The 3,689-nt window shown below is 67.8% G+C and carries 2 protein-coding genes; one reads left to right on the forward strand and one right to left on the reverse strand.

Features of this window, described 5'->3' with window-relative positions; all coding sequences use genetic code 11:
• Nucleotides 1-1,897, forward strand: a 1,897-nt coding sequence (locus tag G6O54_RS36525) for an FtsX-like permease family protein (RefSeq protein WP_165235903.1), incomplete at its 5' end; no start/stop codon positions are given.
• Between the two features lie 158 nt (nucleotides 1,898-2,055).
• On the opposite strand, the gene G6O54_RS36530 is transcribed toward G6O54_RS36525, so the two are convergent.
• Complete coding sequence (locus G6O54_RS36530) at nucleotides 2,056-2,805, reverse strand: glycosyltransferase family 2 protein (protein ID WP_205679171.1); 750 nt, start codon at nucleotides 2,803-2,805, stop codon at nucleotides 2,056-2,058.
• Nucleotides 2,806-3,689: the final 884 nt, after the last annotated feature.

The following is a 3,689-nucleotide window of genomic DNA, read 5'->3' on the forward strand; positions in this document are numbered from 1 at the left end:
GAGCATGGGCGTGGACGAGCGAATCCGTCAGTTCGCCATGCTCCGCGCCGTCGCGCTGACGAAATGGCAGGTCGCGGCGATGGTGGCGTTCGAAAGCGTCCTGCTCGGCTTGATCGGCTGGGCCGGCGGCCTGCTCGCCGGCTGGGGCCTGCTCGCGGCGATGTCGAGGCTCCGGCCCGACTCCGTCGTCGAAGGTGCGGCGCTGGGGCCTTGGTGCGTCGGGCTTTCGGGCCTCTGCGCCCTGGGCGGTTCGATGGCCGCCTCGGTCGTCCCGGCCTGGCGCGCGACCAGCGTGAACCCGCTCGAGGCCATGGTGCCTCGTGTCCGGTCGCTAACGGGGCGGCTCTCCTGGACGATCACGATCGCTGGGCTTGCCCTGATCGCGCTCAACCCGCTCCTGGTCTTCTATTTGCCCATGAAAGACACGGCGCGTTACGCCGTCTCCGCGGCGATCGGCTGCACGTCGATGGCGATCGGCTTCGTGATGCTCGCCCCCGCGACGATCGCCCTGGTCGAGCAGTTCCTGGGCCCCCTGGCGGCCCGCTTGCTGGGGCTGAACCCCCGCCTGCTCGCGACCCAGCTCACGGCCAACCTCTGGCGGACGGTCGGCACGACCGTGTCCCTGACGATCGGCCTGGGCCTGTTCGTGGCGACGCAGACCTGGGGGTACTCGATGCTCGCCCCGTTCTACCCCGGCGACTGGGCGCCGGACCTGGTCGTTTCCATCACGCCGGCCGGGATTGCCGACTCGGACATCGACGCGTTGCGGCACGTCAAGGGGATCATCGCGGATCGATTCGTGCCCCTGGCGGTCAAGCAGGTGAAGCTCGCCGACGACCCCACGGGCTTCAAGGTCCGCCCGTCGGCGACGCGACAGGACACCTGCGTCATGGTCGGCGTGGACTCCGATGCCGCACTCGGCGGCGACCACCCCCTGTTCAAGTTCCGGTTCGTCAAAGGGAATCGCGCCGAGGCGATCGCCAAGCTCAAGCAGGGGCGATACTGCATCGTCCCCGATCACTTTGAACGCGAATCCGGCCTGGGGATCGGCCACAAGTTCCGCGTCCTCCCGCCCGATCACCTCGACCGGCCGATCGAGTACGAGATCGCCGGCGTGGTCTCGATGCCCGGCTGGCACTGGATGACGAAGATGGGCTTCCGCCGCGGCCGGGCGGCAGGCCTGATGTTCTCGTCCTACGACGCCGTCCGACGCGACTTCGATACCGGCCCGGCGTCGACGTTCTGGATGGACATGGACGGCTCCGCGACCGAGGACGAGATCAAGGCGGCCCTCCAGCCGATCGCCGACCGGAACTCCAGATCGAGAGCCGGCGCGGCCGGTCCACGCAGCCAGGCAGCGGCGGGCTCACCGGGCCGTCCGGCGGGATTCGGGCGTGCGGGAGGGGGCGGCGCCACGGTGACGCTGCGCTCGGCCGAGGGGGTTCGCCAGCAGATCCGCGAGCGTGCCGACGGCATCATCTGGGCACTCAGCCAATTACCCCTGGTGACGCTCGCCGTGGCGTCGCTGGGCGTGATCAACACGGTGCTGTCGTCGATCCGGGCCAGGCGCTGGGACCTGGGCGTCTTGCGGGCCCTGGGCGTGACGCGATCCGGGCTCTGTCGGCTGATCATCGCCGAGACGCTGCTCATCGGCGTCGCCGCCTGCGTCCTGAGCCTGGGCTTCGGCGCCATGGCTGGCTACTGCGGCACGGGAGTGACGCGGTACGTCAATATCCGTGGCGGGCAGATCACGCCACTCGTCATCCCCTGGGCCCATCTGTCGATCGGCTTCGCCTTCGCCCTGGGCCTCTGTCTGCTCGCCGCCCTCTGGCCGGCGGTCCGGACCGGCCGTACCGAGCCCCTGCGCCTGCTCCAGGCCGGTCGTACTGGGACGTGAGGAGAGGGGAGGATGCCGACCCCCGGAGCCGATCGGACCGAGGTGTCGTCCAAGCCTCGCCCCGGGGCCGATCGATGCCGTGTTGAGGCTCGGCGTCCGACGGTCAAGCCGTCCTTCACTTTCGCTCGCCCGGAATTCGACCGTGTCGCTGTAAATTGTTACTTGTTCATTTCCAAATTATGGTTGACCGACCGGATGTAACTCCTGCCTTCGGTGGTGAGCGGCTTGATGAGGCTGTAGAACAGGATGTAGAGCCCGGCCATGATGCCGTCCTTGAATCCGACCTTCTTACCCTCTTCGTAGCTCCTCCCGTAGTAGGAGATCGGCACCTCGTACGTCCGGGCCTTGGTCTTGCAGACCATCACGGTAATCTCGATTTCCATGCCGAAGCCGCTGCTGGTCAGCCGCAGGGGGCGGATGACGCACGAGCGGAACGCCTTGTATCCGGTCTCGATGTCGCTCATGTTCCTGTTGGTGAACAGGTTGCACATGAACGTGAGCGATTTGTTCGCCAGGTAGTGGTAGAAGTAGATGACCCGCGAGGCACGACGCACGAGGAACCGGCTGCCGTAGACGACGTCCGCCTCGCCGCTCAGGATCGGGGCGACGACCTCGGGGATTTCCGCAGGGTCGTATTCGAGGTCGGCATCCTGGACGATGATGATTTCGCCCGTCGCGAGGGACAGGGCGTGACGGATGGCGGCGGTCTTGCCCTGGTTCCGGTCGAGACGCTCGAACCGCAATCGCGGCTCCTGCGAGGTCATGGCCTCGACGATGGCGGCGGTCCCGTCGCTCGACCCGTCGTCCACGACGACCACCTCTTTGACGAGTCCCCCGATCGACAGCACCTTCTGGATCACCGAGCCGACCGACTTCTCCTCGTTGTAGACGGGAATGAGAACGGACACGTTGCCTTGGGTCATGTCGGATAGGCCCCTTGAGATCGGCGACCGGCCCCGTTGGAGGATTTCCCCACGGTCGCGACTCATCGCGGAACGACTGGCGGCCGGGCGGCGACGTCGCTCGTCCCTACTTGTCGGGTGGTCGGGCGCCCCTCGCCCCAGCGATGCCGGGTGTCGTCAACGGCGGCGTCCTGCCGCCGAGGTTCGTCGAGAAGGTCGGTCAAGCCGACCCAAGATAGGGGTCGGCCCCGAAACGCACAAGGCATCTGACCCCATGCCTGGATCACAATCCGCGAGACCACCCCACGGACGACCGGGCGTACTCGCCCATCCTCCCCCCGATTCTTGGTTCATGATAACTCCCTTGATCATGCACGGCCATGAATCGCCACGCCATCAGGGCGCCATCAGTGGCCCCGAGGCTTTGAGCCGCCCGCGGCCGCCGGCCCGGCTGGGCCGCGAGCAGCGCTCGCGACCGCCTCGCCGGCCAGCCACGCGACGCGTCGCCCCACGTCTACCGCCCCCGGCCCGATGAGCCTCGCGGTCGGCCCCGAGCGCCCCATCGCCGAGCCCTCCCCCCTCCGGTCGCGGCCGTCAAGGCCACCGGCCCAGGGACCACACGCCTCGGACCTCGTCCGATCCCTAGCCGCCGCCGGCCGCCGGCTCCGAACCGCAAAACCCGCCCCGGCCCACGCGTTGTTGGCCCTGATCGTTCCTCGTTGAACTTCGAGTTGGCCGCCGACTGCCCCGAGGCCGCCGGCAATCCCGACTGGATTGCATCGCTTTCCTCTCCGCACTCAACATTACCCAAGCCACCCGTTTTGGGTGCCTGGCCCGTTTTGGCGCGTTTTGGCGGGCCCGTTTTGGCGTTTGTCGGAGCCAGGATCTAG

It is taken from the genome of Aquisphaera insulae, assembly GCF_011064615.1.
Taxonomy (GTDB): Bacteria; Planctomycetota; Planctomycetia; order Isosphaerales; family Isosphaeraceae; genus Aquisphaera; species Aquisphaera insulae.